This is a genomic window from Candidatus Obscuribacterales bacterium (assembly GCA_019744775.1).
Taxonomy (GTDB): Bacteria; Cyanobacteriota; Vampirovibrionia; order Obscuribacterales; family Obscuribacteraceae; genus SBAT01.
Window position 1 is genome coordinate 89,040 of sequence record JAIETZ010000011.1, and the last position, 21,571, is coordinate 110,610.

Annotated in this window: 20 protein-coding genes and 1 tRNA gene; 10 read left to right on the plus strand and 11 right to left on the minus strand. The window is 46.6% G+C overall.

What is annotated here, in order from left to right; genetic code table 11:
- The first annotated feature begins 12 nt into the window (after positions 1 to 12).
- Together K2Y22_16200 and K2Y22_16205 are read left to right on the plus strand one after the other, a co-directional pair.
- Positions 13 to 525, plus strand: coding sequence for a universal stress protein (locus tag K2Y22_16200; protein ID MBX9880001.1), 513 nt, complete (start codon positions 13 to 15; stop codon positions 523 to 525).
- A 300-nt stretch (positions 526 to 825) separates the two neighbouring features.
- Entirely contained in the window at positions 826 to 1,716 is an 891-nt protein-coding gene (locus tag K2Y22_16205) for a hypothetical protein (protein ID MBX9880002.1), read from the plus strand.
- A gap of 66 nt (positions 1,717 to 1,782) precedes the next feature.
- Here the strand turns inward: K2Y22_16205 and K2Y22_16210 are convergent, their stop codons facing one another.
- The gene (locus tag K2Y22_16210; protein ID MBX9880003.1) at positions 1,783 to 2,148 is read right to left on the minus strand and encodes an antibiotic biosynthesis monooxygenase; all 366 of its coding nucleotides are present in this window, start codon (positions 2,146 to 2,148) and stop codon (positions 1,783 to 1,785) included.
- A 214-nt stretch (positions 2,149 to 2,362) separates the two neighbouring features.
- Between K2Y22_16210 and K2Y22_16215 the strand changes: the two genes are divergently transcribed.
- Both K2Y22_16215 and K2Y22_16220 read left to right on the plus strand, forming a co-directional pair.
- Positions 2,363 to 3,607, plus strand: coding sequence for a hypothetical protein (locus K2Y22_16215; protein ID MBX9880004.1), 1,245 nt, complete (start codon positions 2,363 to 2,365; stop codon positions 3,605 to 3,607).
- Between the two features lie 9 nt (positions 3,608 to 3,616).
- On the plus strand, positions 3,617 to 5,062 hold the full coding sequence (locus K2Y22_16220; protein ID MBX9880005.1) for a hypothetical protein: 1,446 nt from the start codon (positions 3,617 to 3,619) through the stop codon (positions 5,060 to 5,062).
- A 6-nt stretch (positions 5,063 to 5,068) separates the two neighbouring features.
- Here the strand turns inward: K2Y22_16220 and K2Y22_16225 are convergent, their stop codons facing one another.
- The 3 genes from K2Y22_16225 to ruvA all read right to left on the minus strand — a co-directional run bounded on the left by K2Y22_16225 (position 5,069) and on the right by ruvA (position 10,042).
- Positions 5,069 to 8,518 carry a DNA polymerase III subunit alpha gene (locus tag K2Y22_16225; GenBank protein MBX9880006.1) on the minus strand — a complete coding sequence of 1,150 codons (3,450 nt, stop codon included), beginning with the start codon at positions 8,516 to 8,518 and terminating at the stop codon, positions 5,069 to 5,071.
- A 183-nt stretch (positions 8,519 to 8,701) separates the two neighbouring features.
- Positions 8,702 to 9,415: an isoprenylcysteine carboxylmethyltransferase family protein gene (locus K2Y22_16230; GenBank protein MBX9880007.1), complete on the minus strand. Its 714-nt coding sequence runs from the start codon at positions 9,413 to 9,415 to the stop codon at positions 8,702 to 8,704.
- Between the two features lie 9 nt (positions 9,416 to 9,424).
- Complete coding sequence (gene ruvA, locus K2Y22_16235) at positions 9,425 to 10,042, minus strand: Holliday junction branch migration protein RuvA (GenBank protein MBX9880008.1); 618 nt, start codon at positions 10,040 to 10,042, stop codon at positions 9,425 to 9,427.
- Positions 10,043 to 10,239: 197 nt separating this feature from the next.
- Between ruvA and K2Y22_16240 the strand changes: the two genes are divergently transcribed.
- Both K2Y22_16240 and K2Y22_16245 read left to right on the plus strand, forming a co-directional pair.
- Complete coding sequence (locus K2Y22_16240) at positions 10,240 to 10,500, plus strand: hypothetical protein (protein ID MBX9880009.1); 261 nt, start codon at positions 10,240 to 10,242, stop codon at positions 10,498 to 10,500.
- Positions 10,487 to 10,714: a hypothetical protein gene (locus K2Y22_16245; protein MBX9880010.1), complete on the plus strand. Its 228-nt coding sequence runs from the start codon at positions 10,487 to 10,489 to the stop codon at positions 10,712 to 10,714. The genes K2Y22_16240 and K2Y22_16245 overlap by 14 nt, the downstream gene beginning before the upstream one ends.
- Positions 10,715 to 10,763: 49 nt before the next feature.
- On the opposite strand, the gene K2Y22_16250 is transcribed toward K2Y22_16245, so the two are convergent.
- Together K2Y22_16250 and K2Y22_16255 are read right to left on the minus strand one after the other, a co-directional pair.
- A tRNA-Pro gene (locus tag K2Y22_16250) sits at positions 10,764 to 10,840 on the minus strand.
- A 51-nt stretch (positions 10,841 to 10,891) separates the two neighbouring features.
- Positions 10,892 to 12,043 (minus strand): serine/threonine protein kinase, encoded by a 1,152-nt coding sequence (locus tag K2Y22_16255; GenBank protein ID MBX9880011.1) that lies wholly within the window; start codon positions 12,041 to 12,043, stop codon positions 10,892 to 10,894.
- Between the two features lie 208 nt (positions 12,044 to 12,251).
- On the opposite strand from K2Y22_16255, the gene rpiB reads away from it, so the two are divergent.
- On the plus strand, positions 12,252 to 12,722 hold the full coding sequence (rpiB, locus tag K2Y22_16260) for a ribose 5-phosphate isomerase B (protein ID MBX9880012.1): 471 nt from the start codon (positions 12,252 to 12,254) through the stop codon (positions 12,720 to 12,722).
- Here rpiB and K2Y22_16265 read toward each other — a convergent pair.
- Positions 12,715 to 13,578: a menaquinone biosynthesis protein gene (locus tag K2Y22_16265; protein ID MBX9880013.1), complete on the minus strand. Its 864-nt coding sequence runs from the start codon at positions 13,576 to 13,578 to the stop codon at positions 12,715 to 12,717. The genes rpiB and K2Y22_16265 overlap by 8 nt on opposite strands.
- Positions 13,579 to 13,941: 363 nt before the next feature.
- Here K2Y22_16265 and K2Y22_16270 point away from each other — a divergent pair, with 363 nt between their 5' ends.
- Both K2Y22_16270 and K2Y22_16275 read left to right on the plus strand, forming a co-directional pair.
- Entirely contained in the window at positions 13,942 to 15,267 is a 1,326-nt protein-coding gene (locus tag K2Y22_16270) for a thymidine phosphorylase (GenBank protein ID MBX9880014.1), read from the plus strand.
- Positions 15,267 to 16,100 carry a lipoate--protein ligase family protein gene (locus K2Y22_16275; protein MBX9880015.1) on the plus strand — a complete coding sequence of 278 codons (834 nt, stop codon included), beginning with the start codon at positions 15,267 to 15,269 and terminating at the stop codon, positions 16,098 to 16,100. Before K2Y22_16270 ends, K2Y22_16275 begins: the two co-directional genes overlap by 1 nt.
- Here K2Y22_16275 and K2Y22_16280 read toward each other — a convergent pair.
- The 4 genes from K2Y22_16280 to hutU form a co-directional block, all read right to left on the minus strand.
- On the minus strand, positions 16,066 to 16,617 hold the full coding sequence (locus K2Y22_16280; GenBank protein ID MBX9880016.1) for a hypothetical protein: 552 nt from the start codon (positions 16,615 to 16,617) through the stop codon (positions 16,066 to 16,068). The two genes, K2Y22_16275 and K2Y22_16280, sit on opposite strands and share 35 nt — an antisense overlap.
- Positions 16,601 to 16,975 (minus strand): hypothetical protein, encoded by a 375-nt coding sequence (locus K2Y22_16285; GenBank protein MBX9880017.1) that lies wholly within the window; start codon positions 16,973 to 16,975, stop codon positions 16,601 to 16,603. Before K2Y22_16285 ends, K2Y22_16280 begins: the two co-directional genes overlap by 17 nt.
- A gap of 6 nt (positions 16,976 to 16,981) precedes the next feature.
- Positions 16,982 to 17,788 carry an aspartate kinase gene (locus K2Y22_16290; GenBank protein MBX9880018.1) on the minus strand — a complete coding sequence of 269 codons (807 nt, stop codon included), beginning with the start codon at positions 17,786 to 17,788 and terminating at the stop codon, positions 16,982 to 16,984.
- A gap of 191 nt (positions 17,789 to 17,979) precedes the next feature.
- Complete coding sequence (hutU, locus tag K2Y22_16295) at positions 17,980 to 19,692, minus strand: urocanate hydratase (protein MBX9880019.1); 1,713 nt, start codon at positions 19,690 to 19,692, stop codon at positions 17,980 to 17,982.
- Between the two features lie 121 nt (positions 19,693 to 19,813).
- Between hutU and K2Y22_16300 the strand changes: the two genes are divergently transcribed.
- Positions 19,814 to 21,556, plus strand: a complete 1,743-nt coding sequence (locus K2Y22_16300; GenBank protein ID MBX9880020.1) for a methylmalonyl-CoA mutase — start codon at positions 19,814 to 19,816, stop codon at positions 21,554 to 21,556.
- Positions 21,557 to 21,571: the final 15 nt, after the last annotated feature.

Genomic DNA, 21,571 nt, shown 5'->3' on the forward strand with positions numbered 1-21,571 from the left:
AGGAGAAAGACAATGAACATTCTGTTGGCTATAGATGATTCGCCGCACTCGTTAGCTGCCTTGGATTCAGTTTTAGGTCGTCCCTGGCCAAAAGACAGCAAATTTAGAGCAGTTTCTGTCGTCGAGCCGTTCCATCCGGAGTACGCCGGTTGGCACACGAGTTACGTGCCACTAGCTCTGGAGGCACAAAAGGAAATACTTGAGTCAGCAAAAAGACTAGTAAATGATGCCACCCAAAAGCTTGAACAGAAATTTGGCGCCGACAACGTGATAAGCGACGTGTTTGAAGGCTACATAAAGGACAAGATTCTGGAAACTGCTCGAGAATGGCCTGCCGACCTAATTGTGATGGGTTCACATGGCAGACGTGGTTTTACTCGATTTCTATTAGGCAGTGTTTCTGAGGCTGTAGTATCACATGCCCCATGTTCAGTAGAGATAGTCAAACTACCAGCTGGGCATGAGCACGAGACAAACCCTCAAACAAACAAAGATCAATCGACAGTAAACAAACTAAATTTCTGACATTGGATATACACTGCATATCCAATAGTGGCGGTTTTTATTCTTCGCTGGATTTAGCAAAGAAAGCCTTGTAAGCGCCCATACAGCCGAGAACTATTGGCCAAATAAGCACTATAGCAACAAAAAGAACTGGCCCTGTTTGATAGTCCTGCATGAAAAAACAACTCCTCGAAATGCGTCATGCCAATTATACGCAGCCTGAACAAATGGTATTAGAAAGTGATGAAACATTTCTTAGCTTGTGCTATAAAAGCACAGGTGGAATTATACGTGCGTGATTGGACTAGGGGGAACGACTTGATGAGAGTTTCAAACAAGAGGGTGCCAGGTTTGGTGGCAGGCTGTGTTATAGCAGCAATGCATCTGCCGGCAAACGCAGCATCGTCGGTACTAGATCCATATTTCATGGTTCCAGCGCCAAAGAACACGCAGGAATCCGAGGAAGGCAGAAATCCCAAACTCAAGAAGCAACGGGAAAAAGCAAGAAAGATTGCCGCCAAGGAAAAAGCAAAAGAAACTCTGTTCGAGCCAGAAGAACAGCCGAAACCAAAAGACATCAAATTTGACGAACCGGAAGTCAAGTCGGAAAAACCGTTGACGCCTTTGAAATCAGTTCCTTCAACGACAACAACCGAGCGCAAAGAATTCAAACCGGCAACCACACCGAAGGCTCAAGCACCAGTTGTTCAAAAGACTCCAAGTCTTATCTCATCTGATCGTCCAACAATAAGAGAAGGACTTGGTCAAATTGGCAGCGGTATTGTTACGACAACCAAAGCCACCGGATATGATATCGCCGCCGGATCGCGAGCCACCGTAAAAGGTGTCAAAGCAATTGGTCATGGATTGAAGTGGGGTGGAGAAAAGGTTGCCACCGGTGCATCTGCCACCAAAGAAAAAGTGAGCAACGCGCACCAGAATGGTTTCAAGGAAACTCTGGCTAATGCGGGAACTTCAATCAAAGAAGGCAGCGCCGCAGCCGGATCAAAAATTTGGGACGGCACCAAGTGGGTTGGGCATGGTTGCCAGGTTGGTGCTGTTAAAACATTGACCGGAATTCAATGGACCGCTGAAAAAGCCGGAAACGGTTTCACGGCTTCCAAAGAGAAACTGGTTAAACTATTTGGAGCCGGTGTCTCTGATTCTGAGTTAGCAACAAATGCTGACCCAACAAGAAGTGGCGTAAGGTAAGGAATCCCTATTACAAACAAAAATGCCTCCGTGTTATCGGAGGCATTTTTGTTTTAAGTATCCAAATTAGACTTCCACAGAATTTTTCTGAACGCCAACACCTTCAACAGTGTCGTGCAATGTTAGATAACTTTTGCCGTCAAATATGCTGCCATCGACTGGTCGAGAATGGGCCTTTTTGAATTCATCACTGTGAACCCAGCCATTAAATGCCTCGCGGCTTTCCCATCTGGTTAATACTTGATACTCCGTCCCCGGTACTTCCGGACCGCCCATCATGGCACGTGTTCCTGGTCTTACCAAGTCCAGGCTAATAAACCCGGACATTTTTTCGACGCCTCTATCCCGCTCTTTAAACATCCGCTCGAAGTCTTCGGCTCTGTCTGGTTTAACAGGAATGTGATTAATCGATACAAACAACGATTTGCTCATTACAGCATCCTTTCAGCGATCATAAAAGCTCTCATTTAGGATACCACCCGGCTTGATACCACATCCGGTACCGTGCTCAAATAACTTGGAGCCAAAGAAGTACCAGCTCAAGGATAAGCGCTAGATAATCTATTGTCACTCTAAGGTACTGGCGAGCATGGTTTTGTATCATGCCAAGAATTCCTTATATGTATCGGATCTAGCTCTTTGCAACATGTCCAATTCGGACTCCACTAAGCCTGCAAATCCGCCGTCCGGCTCTATTTTCAGACGCCTGCCGATTTTGGGCGCCTTATTGATTGTCCTTGTGGTCAATTTGCTTTTGGCTGTTTTCAATCCATTGCAAAAAATTGATCCTGAAAGTCTGCCTGTTGGTCATGGCTGGGCATGGTGGGCAGCCAATGAATATCGCAAACCGGAGACGTCTTTCAATGTCGTTGTATTTGGCTCATCGGCGATGATGCACCCGCTGTGGTTGGGTGAAGCAACTTACCGTAATGAGGATGTTGATCTTGTAATTGACCATCGCAGTCGTTGCCTTGAAGATGCCATCAAAAAAGGCGCACCTGGCACACAACCAAGTTGTTTCAATTTCGCCATGCCAGGCGTTATGCCTTCAGACGACTACATGATCGTCAATGCGCTCTTCAACTCACAAAAGAAACCGAATCTCGTGGTGATTACCTTGCACCCGCGAGATTTTATGGACAATACTTTTGGCTCCGCGGCATCATCACGTCATTACAAATATCTAGCGCGTTTTGTTGAACCAAAGCCACCTTTGGAATTGGCCATGCCTGAGTTATGGCGTCGCCTTGTCTATTACGCCGAACAAACCATGTTTATTAAGAGCAAGAACCACGACATTCAATTAGTGGCATCAGAACAGTTACGCTCTGTCGTCAAACCAATGTTGTCACAACTTCCTGTAAGCCAACTAGACGCTAAATCAAATGAAGATAGAAAATTAGCCATCTATGTTGATGAACTTCAGCAAGGTGTTTGGATTGCTCACCCAACAGCTCCATATCACTTCATCAATGCTGTCGATGACTGCAAGAGAAGATTCAAGAAAGCCAATAACGAACAATTCGACAATCAAACAAAGTGGCTGAAGCTCTGCATTGAATTCTGCAAAAAACAAGGCATTGAAGTATTGCTGGTCAATACTCCTGTGACACCGATGGTCAAGCAGCTAATGCCGCCCGGCACTTACGAAAGACATCTCTCTACTATTAAGTCCGTCGCGAAAGAATACAACTGCAGTTTTCTCAATACTGACGAGCTTGCAAATTGCCGGGAACTCGATTTCACTGATTGGATTCATATGAACGGCAGCGGCGGCATTAAGGTCTTGCAGTGTATTGGCGCTCACATCGCCAACGATAAACAATTACAGGCAAGCCTAACTTCACAGGCGAATGTGCAACTGGCAGGCAAACCAAAGTCGAGCTTATAAGGAAATAGAGTGTTATTTAACAGCTTAGCCTACTTAATTTTCTTACCGATAGTCGTCGGACTTTATTGGCTCGTGCCTGCGAAATTTAGAACGCCATTTTTGCTGGTAGCCAGCTACGTCTTCTACATGTTCTGGAAACCTATCTATGGACTGCTCATATTTGCTTTGACGGCAGTGAATTATGCAATTGGTCTTTTCATGGCGGCAAAGCCGGAACACAAGAAATTGATATTGACTCTTGGCGTTGCACTCAACTTAGCCGTATTAGCCTTTTTCAAATATGCCTATTTCTTGCATGACACGGTCAACGACATTTTCAGCTTCGTACACGCACCGGCACTGCCGCCCATCGCCATCAACATCATTCTGCCCCTGGGTATTTCCTTCTTTGTATTTGAATTTATCCACTACCTCGTCGACATTTATCGCGGTGGTCAGCCGGTGCGTTCATTCATGCAATTTGCTTTATTCCCATCGTTTTTCCCGACACAGATTGCCGGTCCCATTAAGCGCTATCAGGATTTCATTCCACAGTTAAACAAACAACTCAAGCTGACAACTCCTGAATTCAACGAAGCAATTGAGCTTATTCTCTTTGGTCTATTCAAAAAGGTCTGCTTCGCCGACAACCTTGCCCCTATCGTCAATCGCTGTTATGCCCACCCGGAAATACTAAATGGTGCAGATGCATGGCTGGCTGCATATGCCTTTGCTTTCCAAATCTATTTTGACTTTTCTGGTTATACGGACATTGCGCGTGGATCTGCACAACTCATGGGCTTCAAGGTGCCCCTCAACTTCAATTTGCCCTATCTTTCTACCTCAATTAGTGAGTTTTGGCGCCGCTGGCACATTTCCCTTTCAAGCTGGTTGCGTGATTATCTCTTCATTCCTCTAGGTGGAAGCAGAGGCGGAACACTGCTTACTTACCGCAACTTGTTAATTACTATGGCATTAGGCGGACTCTGGCACGGAGCATCGATGCAGTTCCTTTTCTGGGGACTATCTCTGGGCACCTGGCTAATCATTAACAAGGCATGGCGAACAGTTGCCGACAAAGTTCCAGCACTGGATGCGGCAACAAAAACCAAACCATACACAGCATTTGCAATTGCTCTGACTTTCCATTCATGGACAGTAAGCATGGTCTTCTTCCGCGCTCAGACGATGAAAGTCGCATCGACTATTTTGAGCAAGATGTTCTTCGAGCTTGAAAATTGCCGGCCGAGTATATTAAATACAAACGATTCAATTATCTTCGCAATCTTGCCATTTGTTCTTCTTGCTTTATTTGCAGCACAAATTCTTGTTTCAAAGCTCAAGGAAACACCGGGCATTATGCCGGAATTTCCATCCATACCAGGATTTAAACCTGCATATCTAGCTTTCTTGTTGATGATTCTGCTCGTCTGCTGCCCGGATTCAACACCGTCGTTTATTTACTTTCAGTTCTGACGAGCCTTATACTCTTACAGGATTGATCCGTATCTCAGCATCGGGCCATAGGTTGCTCTTTATGGCGCCTGGCAAACCACTCTTTGCGTCTACCCAGAATTGGCTACCGACGAGAATTAGTTTGTTGTGAGCTTCTTCAGGGAAATGCAACAGGACAGGGTCCTCGCCTTTGTAGCAGTTGAGAACGTCCTTCAACCTGTGCAAGTCACCGAATTGTTGTTTCTCGGTCAAATAGATATTCACGAGCGAAGCATCAGCTACACGGCGGACACTACTTGCCAAAATGGATATTTCCCCTTCATCGCCCTTCTTCACCTTACCCTTAATCAGCAAAAGTGCCTGGGAGACTAGTACATCGGGATCGAGTTTTTCGAGTAGTTCGCTATAAATGACAATTTCGGTTTTAGCAGCTAAATCTTCTAACCCAACAATACAAAGTAACTTGTTTTTCTTTGTCAGACGCTTCTCTACACTTGTCGCCAGACCGCCTAGAATTACAGTCGTTCCGTCAGATGCTTCGCGGATATCTTTCAAAGCGTGTGTCGTAAGCAGGCGCAGTCTATTAGCTACGCGCTGCAATGGATGACTGGTCACATAAAATCCAAGAAGCTCATGCTCCATCATCTGCATTTCAGCTTCTGAATATTCGCTTCCATCTCCAGCCAGTTCAATAACAACCATCGGCGCGTCGCCGCCACTCGACAAACTGAAGAGACTGATTTGTCCGGACGCTTGCTCGGCTTGTCTACGTCCTGCAGAATCGACAAGCTTTTCCAAATTGGTCAAAGCTGTCTTGCGAGTTACGTCCAAACTTCCGCAAGCACCACACTTAACTAACGCTTCAAGACAACGCTTGTTGACGACGCGGTGGTCAATGCGATTGATGAAGTCCTGCAGAGTTTTATACTTGCCGTCACGTTCGCGCACTGTAACTATTTCTTCAATAGCAGCTTGTCCGACGTTTTTAACGGCGGACAATCCAAAGCGAATGGAATTGCCATCAGCTGTAAAGTCAGCACCGGATACATTTATGTCAGGCGGCAAAATATCAATGCTCATGGCCTGACACTCGGCGATATAGCCTTGCAGTTTGTCTTGGTCGCCACTAACAGAGGACAATAGCGACGTCATGTATTCAACTGGATAGTGCGTCTTTAGATAGGCTGTCTGATACGTAACAGCGGCATACGCTTGGCTGTGCGACTTATTGAAGCAGTACTCAGCAAATGCCACGAGTTGATCAAAGAGCTTATTGGCAATTTCAATCTTGACGCCATTTTTAGCGCAGCCACTGACAAAGATTTCGCGCTGCTTCTCCATCTCCTCGGGCTTCTTCTTACCCATGGCGCGACGTAGCAAGTCGGCTTGTCCAAGCGTATAGCCAGCAAGCTGCTGAGCAATTTGCATAACCTGCTCTTGGTAGACGATTTGTCCGTACGTATCCTTAAGGATAGGTTCCAAGAGAGGAGTTGGATAAGTTATTTGAGTTTTGCCGTGTTTGCAATCGACGAATTTATCGATCATCCCCGTATCTAAAGGGCCCGGTCGATAAAGCGCAATTAAGGCGGAAATATCTTCTATGTTGGACGGTTTCAGATCTCGAGCAACCTGACGCATACCCGATGAGGTTTCTAATTGGAAAATACCAGCCAGGTCACCGTTACTTATCGTTTGATAAACAGCAGGATCATCGATAGGAATTTTTTCAATATCAATTTCTATCCCGCGCGTTTCTTTGATGATTTTGACGGCTCTATCAATCATCGTCAGGTTGCGTAGACCCAAGAAGTCCATTTTCACAAGACCGGCATATGCCAAGTCTTCCATGTAAAACTGCGTGATGATTGTTCCATCGTTGTTCTTCTGTAAAGGAACAATTTCTTCAAGCGGTACATCGGAAATAACCACGCCGGCTGCGTGCATCCCGAAGGTTTTGTTTATACCCTCAAGATTTTTTGCCAGGTCAATTACTTGCTTAGCTTCTTCGTTGGTGTAATAAGTCTTCTTGAACTCAGGATGTTCAGTGATCATCTCTTCAAGCGGCGTCGGCTTGCCGCGAACGACAGGCACCAACTTCGCCAACTTGTTGGATTCGGCAAATGGAAATTCAAGAACGCGGGCTACGTCTTTCAACACCGCTTTTGAGGTCATGCGGTTGAATGTAATAATTTGCGCTACTTTATCCGCTCCGTATTTTTCCGACACGTACTTCAAGACTTCGTCACGCCTTTCGATACAAAAGTCGGTATCGATATCAGGCATGGATTTTCTTTCCGGGTTTAAGAAACGCTCAAAAAGTAGGTTGTAGCGTATTGGATCAATGTTGGTAATACCCAGGCAATAGGCAACCAAACTACCGGCAGCTGATCCACGCCCAGGGCCAACTGGAATGCCTTTGCTGCGCGCCCAATTAATAAAATCCGCCACAATCAAGAAATACGAGGCATAATTCATGTCCTCGATGACCTTAAGTTCCGCCCGCACACGATCTTCTTCAACGTTAGTTATTGTCGGATAGCGTGACTTGAGTCCATCCAGAACCAGATGATTCATGTAAGTCTCAGGCGTGTGACCTGGCGGCACAGGAAAATTTGGCAAACGCGGATCGCCTGATAGCTTAATTGCCTCTACCTTGTCGGCAATTTCCAATGTGCTCTTGATTGATTGGTCGACGTGCTCGAAATCCAGGTGGTCGCGGAAGAGATAAGACATCTCGTCGCCATTTTTGATGTATTCCCAACCGGTAAATTTCATACGGTTGGCATCAGTGACCATCTTGCCCATCTGAATGCATAAGAGAGCATCGTGCGATACACCATCATGCTTGTGCGTGAAGTGGCTATCGTTGGTTGCGCAAAGTTTGACGCCTAGCTCTTTGGCAATTTTGACTAATGGAACATTTACTTTACGGTCTTCGTGCTGACCATGGTCTTGAATTTCAATGTAATAGTTTTCGCCGAATATTTCTTTGTACCAGGCAGCAGCTTCTTTTGCCTTGTCGTAATTGTCGGCAAGCAAATGCTGGCACAATTCAGCGCCCAAACAACCGGACAAAACAATCAGCCCTTCTTTGTGTTGAGCCAAAAGATCTTTATTGATACGCGGCTTGTAATAGAAACCTTCCAAATGCGCCTTGGTATTCAGACGCACAAGGTTTTTATAGCCCTGCTGGCTGTAAGCGATAAGTGTCAGGTGATAGAGCGGTTGCTTGGTTGTCTTATCTGTAATGTCGCCATCAATGATGTAGCCTTCGCAACCAATAATTGGTTTAACTCCACCCATTTCATGGCAGGTCTTCGAAAGTTCAATCGCGCCATACATTACGCCGTGGTCAGTAATGGCCACAGCGGGCATATTGTCCGAGCGAGCCTTCTTCACCAACTCTTTGATGCGTGTTGCACCATCAAGAAGACTATATTCGGTGTGCAAATGAAGCGGTACGTATGGCCGCGGCATAGGTTAACCCTCTGACCTAATTTTAGCGTTTCTATCTATAAAGACGAAATCAATGGCAAAAAGTTCAATTTAGCATTGACAACAGCGGAGCGAAGGATTGTGGCGAACAATCCGCCAGCGGAGCGTGGGGAGCCGGAGGGCAAGCGCAGGTGAGGCTTTGCGAGCCGGAGCCTATGTGAAATATCAATATATAAACGGAATTAATCGAACTGTCTTCGCCCGATACTCGGCATACTCATGCCCGAAGTGCTCAGCCAGGAAAGCCTCTTCATCGTTCATTCGCCATTTCATGACTATAAACGCTCCAGGCATGGCTAAAAGAGGAAACCAAGTGCCATAGACAAGGGGAATTCCAGCCATAACGACAAGCATCCCTAGATAACTTGGATTTCTAACAAACTTGTACGGACCAGTCTGGATAAGCTTGTGCTCTTCCATGAGAGCAACGTAGGCAGTATGGAAACGCCCTAAAGTCGCAATCGACCAAAGGCGAAGTATTCCTCCTATAGCAACAAGTACAAGTCCAATGTCACGCACAAAGCCATAGGTAACTGTAATCTTCAATTTTTCACAAAGCACCGCGCAGGCAATGTACAAGAAAATAAAACCAACCATTGTCCAAACAACACGTCGTTGTTTTTTGGCTTCTTTAACTCCTGATGCCGGACGAAATCCCAACAAGCCGCTCATGAAACTAATAACAATGCAAAATTGCACCAACATCACTTCTTGATGGTGATGCGGCACAAAGATGGAATTTATCCCTCGGACAAAAGCCATCGGACCGGCTACAAGCAAATAAGCAAGTGCTGCACTTATAAGCGCAAGCAGAAAGTTCCGCCCTTTTGTGCGCTTGGTCTCAGCAATTACACCGCGGAAAATATCCGTTGTTACCATCAACTAACTCTAACGAGCCGAGCCAAGGAATTTCAAACTTACACGCACCAATGATTCAACATCTTCATTGCCGCCGTCAGTCGCCGACTTGAGAGCCATGCTAACTTCTGTTGGCGTATAACCAAGTCCATTCAAAATCTCGCGTACTTCATCATGTGACGATGAACGTGCCGGACCTTCTGTTGAATTCACTCCACGCTGCTCTTGCCAGTTTTCTACCTTACTCTTCAATTCAAGAATTAGGCGCTGCGCTAATTTCGCGCCAACACCCGGAGCCTGACTTATGAGTTTGTGATCGGACGCCATAATTGCTTCAGCAAGCTCTTGCGGTCCGAAAGTACCAATAAGCGCCAGAGCCAACTTCGGACCGACACCAGTAACTGTCTGAATCAAATTGAACATCTGACGTTCATCTGAATGAGCAAACCCAAAAATAGTCCAGTCATTTTCGCGAATTGAAAGTGCCGTATGCACCATCACTTCATCTCCCGGCTGACCAACTGTCAGCAATGTGCGGCGGGAGACAACCAAGTCAAAGCCGATGCCGCCAACTTCCAGCACAAGCCTGTCATGTGGACCACCCGTGCTTTCCTTGCCTACGACTGTGCCTTTTAGATAAGAAAGCATTTCTTCTTGTAAACCATGTAAGAGCAACGTTCATTTTAAACGAAATTCGCCTGAGACAATCGTGAATTAAATCTGCAGAGAATTTTGAACTTTTTGCCTTCAATTCCGTATTAGGAGTAGGCAGTTGAGAGTTGTCGGACATTGTCCGACCTTGACAGCCAACGGCGGACGGATTACGATGAATAAGGAATCAGACGATGATCTCCAAGCTCGAATTCACACTTAGTGCATTCAAACATGGCTACCAGAAAAGTGATGCCGACACAGTCATATATGGACCGCTCACAAAAATATTTGAACGAGGACCAGGTGAACTCGGTTGGCTTATCGCCTTCGTTGGCTTCAACAACTCTGCAGAATTACTGGAAGTGTTAGTCGAATGTAGCGACGACCGTGAAATTTGTTTTCACATAGACAAAGCAAGCAAAAGAGTAAGAGAAGAATATGAAAGAGCTTAACAGGAAGAAAATAACCAGACCAGTTGATTTAGACGCCCGCATAACCAAGATGAAGAGCGACGCTAGAGAAAGAATTGTCGCGCGAGGAAAAGTCGAATTTCGTCTTGATGAAGCAATGATGCGCAAGCTGCTTGAAAAAGCGGACCGATTGCGAGTGCCTTATGGCGTTTATGCCCGCATGTTAATGGTGAAAGCTCTGCACGAAGAATCCTAGCCGGAGATAAAGAAACACCAAACGCCATTCGGCATTTGGTGTTTGTTCTTGGTCGGGGCGAGAGGATTTGAACCTCCGGCCTTCCGCACCCGAAACGGACGCGCTACCAAGCTGCGCTACGCCCCGATGCCGCTTATATTAACATGCCAGAACATCTTGGCATCAACGAAAGCTAATCTAACGCCAACCGCCCGACTGCAAACCGTCCGGGTCTGTCAAATGCGCCTCGTCATCAATTTGTAACGGAGCAACTTGCTTCTTCGATTCCGGCTGCTGAAGATTGAGCAAATTCTTTTGCTTAGGTGTAAGTTCTGACTTTTGCTTAGTCGACGCAACACCTATTTGGCTTGCTTGAATGGGCATCGAATCGCGAGTTTGGCGAAACACATCAACGTCGGCATTTTTGTCTTTGCCGGTAAACATAGACTGAATCAATTGCTGATAGGCAAAAAATGCCAAAGTAGTCACTACAAGAATTGCCACAACAGCAATTAACTCCACCATTCGGTTTGGTGGTCTTACTTCCGGAAATTGCTTAATTGAAGGCTTGTGCAAACGTACCAAGTCATCTTTTAAATCAACTGCCGTTTGATAACGATCCATAGCGTTTTGCTGAGTCGCTTTCTGAACTATTGCACTTAAGCCGTCAGAAATTTCCGGCTTGAAATTTTTCGGAATAGAAACATTCAGTGGTGTTGGATCGCTATTGGTCAAAAGAAAATGCATAGTGGCACCAAGCGAATAAGTATCGGAATAAACGTGCGCGTCACCCCAATATTGTTCCGGCGGAGAATACCCGGCGGACACAACATGCGTGCCCTCGCCTGATGGATCAAACGGACGAGCAATACCAAAATCAACAAGCTTTATGCGACCTTTTACATCCAGCATAATGTTGCTTGGTTTAAGGTCACGATAGATAACAGCGGGATCGTGTCCATGCAAGTAATCCAACACATCACAAATTTGCGAAGCCCATTCAATTACTTGCTCTTCGGAAAATGGCTGTCCACGCAACTTAAGCAGCGAGCTTAAGTCTTTTCCCTCCACATATTCCATGACTAGGAAATAGCCGCCGTCCTCTTCAAAATAATCAAGCACCGCGACAATATTAGGATGCTGCAACTGACTTAACACATGAGCTTCTCTTTCAAACATCGAAAGAGCTTTCAGCCTGTCTTCCTCGCGAAAAAACTCATCACGCAATTTCTTCACAACACAAGGACGCGATGCAAGTCTCAAATCACGCGCAATGTAGACAGTACCCATGCCACCTTGACCAAGCGGGCTGACTATTTGATATCGTCCCTGCAAAGTCGGTTGCGCCACGGCGATAGTATCCATCGCCCCAGGACAGGGCCCGTCATGCGGCGCAGACATTCCACAGTTGGGACAAATAGCCAAGGAGAACTCCGGTTAGAAGATAAGTCCGTCTACCTTAAAACCAGTATAAGGCGGCCTTTCAAAGAAGTCCATCAACAAGGCCAAGCGGTTACAAACGTGATATGGTTCTATATGCCTTCCAGGAGATATCGTAATGGCAATTCGAGTGGCAGTCGGTTCAGACCACGGCGGTTTTCCACTAAAAAAAACGGTGCTAGATTTCGTAAAAGCGCAAGGCTTTGAAGTCCTTGACCTCGGTACCAACAGCGACGAAGCATGCGACTATCCCGATTTCGCTGAAGCTGTCGGCAAAGCAATAATCAATGGCGACGCAGAATTAGGCATTGTGCTTTGCGGCTCCGGTGTCGGCGTGTCGGTCGCCGCCAATAAAATCCCAGGAATTAGAGCAGGAGTTTGCCACGATACATTTTCAGCGCGTCAATGCCGTGAAGACGACGACGTCAACGTCCTATGTATGGGCGCGCGCGTCATAGGTTCTGAACTTGCCAAAGATGTTATGAAAGCTTTTCTCGATGCAAAATTTTCCGGCGCCGAAAGACATCGCCGCCGCCTGCAGAAAGTTTTAAAAATCGAACAGGAAAATCTACTGCAAAAGACTAAATGAGATTGTACTTCTGGCACAAGGTTGCGTACTTAGCCAGACCTTGCATATGTCTTTCAGTAAAATCAAAACTCAGTTCTTCAAGAAAATACTTCTTGAGTCTTTCTTCTGTCAGTCCGCTTTTGCTCTTCGCTTCAGCGATAACATCAGCAAATGCCGTCGACAGACCAATGCGTTTTGCCTCAACTAGTGCCGAACAAATCTCTTGAAACAAACCAAAATTGGTGCGCACCCATTCAGCACGCGCTGCCCAAAGTCCAAATACAAAAGGCAGACCATAACACTTGTGCCACCACTCAGCCAAATCAACTCGGTAATACAAACTCGACCACTGCTCATCTACAGCAAGCGCATGATCGCCAATTACCAATACAGCATCAGTAGATACTGAATCCAAACTTGGATTTTGCTCAACAACAAAGTTAGCGTTTAAAGAAAGTTGATCCAGCAACAATGCCTTCAACATATTCACTGAACTTGCCGAAGTTGCCGTCACGGCAATTGTGGCACCACGCAACTGCTCAAGTGGTTGTTTGCTGAATAGCAAGACGCTGCCGACTGGACCTTCAGCCGAAATCGACATGCTTGGCACTAAAAACAAATTGCCGCTTTTCAGATAATGATATGAACTCATTGCACCTAAATCAAGATCGCCGCTAGCGTACTGGCGGTTGAGGCTGGTCGGTGCGTCGATGACAATTTCTGCCGGCATATCTACTAGACGGCGCAATACAGGGACAAGGACAGGCAAGCTGTTAATAAATGAAATATGACCCAAACGGGCTGGATGCCTTAATGTTTCGACGGAGACCCCTGCTGCGGGTGCCTGCAAAAACGACTGAATTGTAACTGTATCCACGCTTAATCCTATCTGTTTCTGGACCGGACAGGAAAGAATACAGAAAAACGCTCAATAGAGGCTGAACAACTGCTAAGCAGAGCGCTTCAGAACAATCGCAAGCTGGGCAGCGGCTTGCAGACAACGAATGTAAAAAAAGTTGACCCAGGTGGCAGTTGCCCGCCACCCAGGTTCACTAAGCTACGAAAGCGGGGGGAGACCGGAAAGCAATTAGTACGTCTTCTATGGTCTCAACACCCCTGTAAATGGATTTACCAAGCCAGAGCGATCTTGTCAAGGGATCTATTAGATATAGCAGATCTAACGGTGAATAAATCCAGACGTTCTACAATTTAAGCCATTCAGTCGCAGGAGCTGTTAACCATGCGTATGGTGGATTTGATTGCCGCTAAACGAAACGGCAAAGCCCACACAAAAGAAGAAATCAACTTCATTATCGACGGCGTCATGGCGCCGGCGGTGAGCAGCACTGTGAAGGACTATCAGCTATCCGCCTGGCTTATGGCTGTGTGCTGGCAGGGCATGAATCTTGATGAGACTGCCTGGCTGACAGACGCCATGGCACGTTCTGGTCAAGTTTTGGATCTATCTTCAATTGGTCCGATGATAGGCGACAAGCACTCGACAGGCGGCGTGGGCGATAAGACGACTCTGGTGTTCGTACCACTTCTGGCTGCAGCTGGTCTGCCCATGGCCAAATTGTCCGGCCGAGGACTCGGTCACACAGGCGGCACCATAGACAAGCTTGAAGCAATTCCTGGTTTCAATTCTAATTTACCGGTTGGTAAATTTATCCAGCAAGTTAAAGACATTGGCGCAGCTATTGCCGGACAAACGACAGAATTGGCTCCTGCTGACGGGAAAATTTATGCCATGCGCGATGTGACAAGCACGGTGCAGTCTATTCCGTTAATTGCCGCATCTGTCATGTCAAAAAAAATTGCCGCTGGTGCCAACTTAATTATTCTCGATGTTAAATGCGGCCGTGGTGCGTTTATGGAGACTCAAGAGGCAGCCTTAAATTTAGCCGAAGTGATGGCTGAAGTAGGTAAGCGCTTAAACAAACCAGTGAGTGCTTGTGTCACGGATATGGAACAACCGTTAGGGCGTGCTGTTGGCCACACGCTGGAAGTTATAGAAGCGATAGAAACTCTTAAAGGTAATGGTCCACCCGGATTTAAAGATCTAACCTTCTCGCTAGGTGCACTTGCTCTCGCTCGCGCTGGAAAATGCCAGGGCGTTTTTGAAGGCATGAAAATCCTCGATGATCTAATTAGCAGCGGCAAAGCATTGGATAAAATGCGCGAACTAATTATCGCTCAAGGCGGTGACGCAAGAGTTATCGACGATTACTCATTGATGCCGACGGCAAAAATGCAATTTGACGTAATTGTTCCAGGCAGCGGACAAAAGTGGGTTGAACATTTGGATGGACGCTTAATTGCCGAAGCCTGCAAGATAATGGGTGCGGGCAGATCCAAAAAGGACGATGCCATTAATTTAGCCGTCGGAGTGGTGCTCAAAGGCAAAATCGGCACCATGATTGAAGGCGGTCAATCAATTGCCACCGTGCATGCCGACGATGAAGCATCAGGCAAGAAAGCCGTGGACATTGTTGCCAAAGCGTTCAAATACAGCGACATGCAGGTGGCTGTACCGGCTGTTATAAAAGCCAGGGTAGGTTCGTGATGGACAAGACACGTGCCTGGCGTCTAATACCATTCAGCACTCACGACGGCATAACAAATATGGCCATCGATGAAGCCGTATTGGAAGCTCACCTTAAGGGGCTTGTGCCGCCGACTCTACGCCTCTATGGCTTTAAGCCGGCAGCAATTACAATCGGCTACAACCAAAAGCTACCCGAATATGTTGAAAGACGCGCTGCAGACAAAGGTGTCGATGTTGCTCGCCGCCCCACGGGCGGACGAGCTGTATTGCACTTGAATGATTTGACTTATTCTTTTGTCGGAACATCATCGCACGCCGGCGAATCGCAAATCTTTGACGATGCGTTCTTGCAAAATAGTATTCTCGGAGCCTACAAGCAAATCTGTGAAGGTTTAGAACTAGCTCTTAAATATCTTGGCTTGGAGGTGGAGTCAGGTGAATTATCAGTTCCCTACAAACATTTGCATGATTGCTTCTTAGCCACAACAGGCAGCGATCTGCATTACAAAGGGAAAAAGCTCATTGGCAGCGCGCAGCTAAGACGCAAATGGGCCGTCTTGCAACATGGCTCCCTATTGCTTAACCAGCCTCAATCCATAATGCCGCAATTGCTGGCGGAAGAAAATTCTTCAGACGAAACTATTGAGCGGCACGCGAATCTTTTCGATATTTTGGGCAAAGAAATCGATATGATGACATTGCAACAAGCATTTCAAAAAGGCTTTGAAAATGCCTTCAGAGCAAAGTTCAGTGAACAAGGATTTGTCGCAGAGGAAATTTTTTCGATTGGGCAGTTGAGAGAGAAGCACTTAAGTGCTACTTCTTCTCCTGCTTCTGCACTTCGGCAATAGCTTCTTTGCGGTTCTTTTCTTCTAATTCTTTTTTCTTGGCTAGTCCCTTAGCAATTTTTGCCAAGCGTTTAGCTTGCACACGCGCTTCTTGCTGCTCTTCCTGATCAGAATCGTGACGGTAGATTAGCATCCATTCGTCATAGCACTTTGCCAGCATCTTCTCATCGACTTTCTCGTCTTCATTGGAGTAGAACTTGGCAGTCAGAGCGCGAGCATAAAGTAAATGCGAGCCAGGATCGCCTGGATCAAGTTGCACGGCTTTGCCTGCAACACGCAAGGCTTCGTCAATATTACTGTCAGCCAATTCTTTTTCAGCTAGAAAACGCAAGTTGGAAGCTTCGGTCAGACGACCAGCAGGACCTGTTCCATAGAATGAAGACTCAGGACGTTCGCTGGAATACTGCTTGGTACCCTTTTTAATTCTTGGCGATATTGAATCTGCATAAGCAGGCAATACCTGAAAAGCCAGTAGTGAAACTGCAATAGCTGCTGCAATTTTGTTATTCACCTTTTTCATCCTCGCTTTTTCCTGCATTCTCATCAGTTATATCTTTAATTTCCACGTGTTGAATCATTGCTTGCAAATCAGCAATCTCAGCTTCCAATTCTTTCATGTGAACATCAATACGTTGAATCTGGACCAATTCATTACGCACACGATCAAGCAATGCCCCGCCATCAAGAGTGCTGGTATCGCAAAAGAGCGAAAATGTCTTGGTGCCGATTGTTTGCAAGTGGCGCACCCGCTCGCCTGTCAAGGTCATCAAATCCATTCTTAATTTGGCTATTTTGGCCGCGCGTCCCATCTGATCTGCAGCTTGCTTTGTGCTCTGCTTGAACTTATTGAGAAAATTCTCGAACGATGGTGCGCTCATTTGGGATTAAAACCTTTGTGCGGAAACAGCTGCCCCTATTGTACCTGCAACACCGCCAACTGCGTTAGCACGAAATGCCACAAGAGATCCAACCAGCGTGCCTTCATCTTCCGGCTCAAATGTTGATCTCACTCTTACAACCACTTGTTTTTCTTTTGCCAGCTCAACCGACCGCAAAGCCAATACCTGCGCGCCTGCACGAGCCAATTCAATCATCTCGTCGTAACTGACAAATGGATAACGGCGAGCTTCCGCGTTTGTTCTTGGATCTGCGGTATAGACTCCACCGACATCGGTATATATGTCGCAACGATCAGCCTTTACTGCAGCCGCTAAAGCAACAGCTGTTGTATCTGATCCGCCACGTCCAAGAGTTGTAATTTCGTTTGCTTCGGTTACGCCTTGAAAGCCTGCAACTACAGGGATTTCTTTTCGAATGAAGCTTTCTTCCAACGCTCTTGGATTAACAGTGAGAATTTTTGCCGAACTGAATGTGTTGTCGGTGATAACACCAGCCTGAATGCCGGTAAATGATCTGGCTGATTTACCCAATGCTTGAATTGCCATCGACATGAGCGCGCAAGAGGCTTGTTCACCTGTAGCCAGCAAAGCATCCATTTCACGCAAATTGGAACTTCCACTGACACCTTCGGCAAGTCCTATGAGGTGATCTGTGGTGTGTCCCATAGCTGAAACAACCACAGCAACTTCGTTGCCTTGATTTGCCGCACGAACAGCTATGGCTGCCGCCTTACGCATAAGGTCAGTATCGGCAACCGACGTTCCGCCAAATTTTAGAACCAACCGCGCCATGAGGCTATTCTCAATTCGAAAGGAAATGTGAGCATACGGCGAGGCAATTAGCTGCCCCAAATCAAGGGACAATCATAACTTGATAAGCCACCCACAGTCCGGGAAACTGTCCAAAGTTAATTTAATAGCTTCTTAGATCAAATACGTCTCAAGTTAGAGGTATTAAAGCACTTCTTGACAAGTCCTTTGGTCTATAACTCCGTCATCGGCAGACGTACGCCTTCGCGCTTGGCGAAATCTATCGCTTCCTGGTAGCCGGCGTCAGCGTGACGAAGTACTCCCATTGCCGGATCGGTCGTCAGAACACGCTCAAGACGCGCAGCTGCAGCGTCAGTTCCGTCGGCCACAATAACTTGACCGGCGTGCAGCGAATAGCCGATGCCGACTCCTCCACCATGGTGAACAGATACCCAACTTGCTCCACCGACGGCATTGATCATCGCATTAAGAAATACCCAATCCGCTATTGCATCCGAACCATCTTTCATAGATTCAGTTTCGCGATTTGGTGAAGCAACTGATCCAGCATCAAGGTGATCGCGTCCAATCACTATTGGTCCTTTCAATTTACCTTCTGCCACCATGCGATTCATAATCAATCCCATCTTCGCGCGATCGCCATAGCCAAGCCAACAAATGCGTGCAGGCAGTCCTTGGAAATTCACCCGCTTGCCGGCCATCTCAATCCAACGACAAAGATGTTTGTTATCTGCAAAAGTTTTTAGAATCTCTTCGTCAATTCTTTCAATGTCTGATGCTTCGCCCGAAAGTGCCGCCCAACGAAAAGGTCCTTTGCCTTCGCAAAATAACGGGCGAATGAAAGCCGGCACAAATCCCGGAAATGCAAAAGCATCTTTGACACCATGGTCAAACGCCACTTGTCGAATATTGTTGCCGTAGTCAAAAACAACACATTTTTGTTTTTGGAAATCCAACATTGCCATCACATGTTTGGAAATTGATTTGACCGACAACTCTATATAACGCTTAGCATCTGAATTACGCAATCTGGCTGCATCTTCAACGCTATATCCTTCAGGTATATATCCGTTGAGGGGATCATGAGCTGATGTTTGATCGGTAACAACATCAATTGCAACTTTGCGTTTAACTAGTTCAGGCAAAAGTTCAGCAGCATTCCCCTGTAAAGCAACCGAAAGAGCCTTTCTATTGACCTTTGCTTCCAAGCAAAGCTTAATTGCGTGATCTAGATTGTCGGCTTTTAAATCAACATATTTCTTTTCCAGGCGCCGTTCAATGCGCGTCGGATCAACTTCAATGCAAAGCGCCACGCCATCGTTCATCGTGACAGCCAATGGCTGAGCGCCACCCATTCCGCCTAATCCACTTGTGAGTACGAGCTTGCCTTTGAGACTGCCGCCAAAATGCTTGTCAGCCAAACTGGCAAATGTCTCGTATGTTCCCTGTAATATTCCTTGCGTACCGATGTATATCCAAGAGCCCGCTGTCATCTGTCCATACATGATCAAGCCTTTGCGCTCAAGATCTCGGAAGTAGTCCCAGTTTGCCCAGGCACCAACGAGATTTGAATTGGCGATTAAAACGCGTGGCGCATCTTTGTGGCTCTTTAAAATGCCTACTGGTTTGCCTGACTGAACCAAAAGTGTTTCATCTGAATTCAGCTCTGTGAGCGCCTTTACAATGCCCTTAAATGACTGCCAGTTGCGCGCCGCTTTTCCTGAACCACCGTATACAACCAATTCTTGGGGATGCTCAGCAACTTCAGGATCAAGGTTATTCAAGAGCATACGCAATGCGGCTTCTTGAATCCAGCCCTTGCAAACAAGCGTGTTGCCACGGGGAGCTCTAACCTCAATCGGCTTATCAGCGGCCAAGATTGCCTTAACCATTTCTGTGCCGGACATCGCAGTAGATGTTGTCATTAAATCTCCCTCTCAGAACTCATCACGGGCAGCCATCTATAGTGTAGACTGACAAGTGATGATCATATCAATCCGGGGTCAAGAATTAGTCCCGGAAATGACACGAAGGTAGCAGCTAAAAATGGTCCAAGAAAAGATAAGCAGTAAAACTTCCAATTCAAAATCGAATGCCGAAGTAACAGCGGAGCGCAGGATTGCGACCGAGCAATCCGGAGCGAGAGCGTCTACCGCCGGACGGCCAGTGGAGGCGGAGCAGAGCGCAGCCGGAACGATTAAAAAGGACCTTAAGTATTCTCTGTCCAATATTCCACTCAAAACTTACTACACACCTGACGATTTAAAAGGTTGGGACTACAAAAAAGACTTAAGCGACCCGGGTGTTTTTCCATACACCCGCGGCATTCACCACAACATGTATCGCGGCAAAATGTGGACGATGCGTCAATTTGCCGGATTCGGCGGACCGGAAGAAACTAACGCTCGATTTAAATATCTTTTGGCGCAAGGTCAAACAGGCTTGTCCACAGCATTTGATCTGCCGACATTAATGGGTTACGACTCCGATCATCCACGCGCTCACGGTGAAGTTGGCGTATGCGGCGTTGCCGTCGACAGCTTGGAAGACATCGAAATTCTCTACAACGAATTACCACTTGATGTTGTCTCCACATCAATGACCATCAATGGTCCGGCTTCAATTGTTTTTGCCATGTTTTTGGCAAACGCCGAAAAGCGCGGTTTTGACTGGAAGAAATTAGATGGTACTTTGCAGAACGATATCTTCAAAGAGTACATCGCTCAAAAAACATATCTGTTACCACCACGTCCGGCGCTTAAGCTAATTCAGGACATGATGGTATTTACGACAAACAATGTACCGAGATGGAATTTCATTTCCGTATCCGGCTATCACATTAGAGAAGCCGGTGCCACTGCCGTACAAGAATTGGCATTTACTCTTGCCGATGGATTTGCCTATGTCGATGCCGGATTAGAAGCTGGACTCAAGCTCGATGATTTCGTACCGCGCTTATCCTTCTTCTTCAACTCACACATCGACTTCTTTGAAGAGATTGCCAAATATCGTGCAGCTCGTCGCATTTGGGCAAAGCGCATGCGCGACCATTACGGCTCAACCAATGAGCGTACTTTGAAGTTACGCTTTCATACGCAAACAGCAGGGTGCAGTCTGACCGCGCAACAGCCGGAAAACAACATCATTCGTACAGCAATTGAAGCACTTGCCGGAGTTCTCGGCGGCACACAATCACTGCATACTAATTCAATGGATGAAGTACTTGGTCTCCCGACGCAGAAAGCTGCGCACATTGCTTTGCGCACACAGCAAATTCTCGCTTACGAAACAGGCGTTGCCGACGTTGTCGATCCACTTGCAGGTTCATACTATGTTGAGTGGATGACCAACGAAATGGAAAAACAAGCCAACGAGTACTTCAAGAAGATTGAAGAAGTAGGCGGCGTCATGGCCGGTATCGAGAAAGGCTTCTTCATGAAAGAAATTGCCGACGCTGCCTATCACTTCCAACAGAAGCTGGACAGCAAAGAAAGAATCTTTGTCGGACTAAATGGCTTCACCGAAGTAGCGCCAGGACAGAATATTGAAATTCTCAAAATCGGTCTTGAGTATGAACAACGTCAAACAGAAAGGCTGAAGAAATTGCGCGCTCGTCGTGACAATGAAAAGGTTCAACAGTCGCTGGAGAAGCTAAAAGACGGAGTAAAGGCTGGGGAAAACTCATTCCCTCTCTTGCTTGATGCCGTGAAGACCTATGCCACTGTCGGCGAAATTTCACAGGCATTGAAAGAAGTCTGGGGAGCTTATCGCGAGCCGGCGGTATTTTAACAAGAAAGGACTGAC